Source organism: Mycobacterium angelicum (genome assembly GCF_002086155.1).
Classification (GTDB): Bacteria; Actinomycetota; Actinomycetes; order Mycobacteriales; family Mycobacteriaceae; genus Mycobacterium; species Mycobacterium angelicum.
Map to the genome: position 1 here is coordinate 1 of NZ_MVHE01000220.1, position 885 is coordinate 885.

Sequence of the window (885 nt, forward strand, 5' to 3'; positions counted from 1 at the left end):
CCACCGGCCCCACCCCCACCGCCGTCGCCGGCTTTGCTGACCGTGCCGGCGCCGCCCTGGCCGCCCTGGCCGCCCTGGCCGCCGTTGCCGCCGGTGCCGCTGGCTGCGCTGGTGAGTTGGTCGCTGTTGAGGCCGCCGACGCCGCCGGCACCGCCGCCGCCGCCCTGGCCGCCCTGCCCGCCGTTGGCGTTGGGTGCGCCGGTCCCGCCCTGGCCGCCCTGGCCGCCCTGGCCGCCGTTGCCGGCCACGCCGCCGGTGGCGGCCGCGCCCACGCCGGTGCCGGCGTTACCGCCGCCGCCGCCGCTGCCGCCTTGGCCGCCACCTCCGCCGATCAGGCCGGTCGCGCCGGCCTTGCCGTTGCCGCCGGTGCCGCCGGCGCCGCCGGCGCCCCCGTTGCCGTTGACGCCGCCCACGCCCGCGGATCCGCCGGCGCCGCCCTGGCCGCCCTGGCCGCCGCCAGACCCGGCCTGACCTGCGACGGTCGCGTTGGCGCCGGTGCCGCCCGCGCCGCCGGCGCCGCCCTGTCCGCCCGTGCCGTCGGCGCCGACGACGCCGCCGAACCCACCCGCGCCGGCGTTGCCGCCGGTACCACCCATGCCGCCGGATCCGGCGAGCCCGGTGGTGCCGACCCCGCCGGTGCCGCCGGCCCCGCCCTGGCCGCCGTTGCCGCCGATGCCGCCGTTGGCGATCACTCCGTCGGTGCTGAAGCCGCCGAAGCCGCCGGTTCCGCCCCCACCGCCGTTACCGCCCTGACCGCCGCCGAAGTTGGCGCCGCCGGTACCGCCCGCTCCGCCGGCCCCGCCGTTGCCGCCAGCACCCGCGACGCCACCGCTGCCGGCCGCCCCGGTACCGAGGCCGCCGTTGCCTCCGGTCCCGCCACCGCCG

Annotated in this window: 1 protein-coding gene; it reads right to left on the bottom strand. The window is 82.5% G+C overall.

Going from position 1 to position 885, the window contains the following annotated elements:
* On the bottom strand, positions 1 to 885 hold an 885-nt coding region (locus tag BST12_RS35175; protein ID WP_211281409.1), incomplete at both ends, for a hypothetical protein.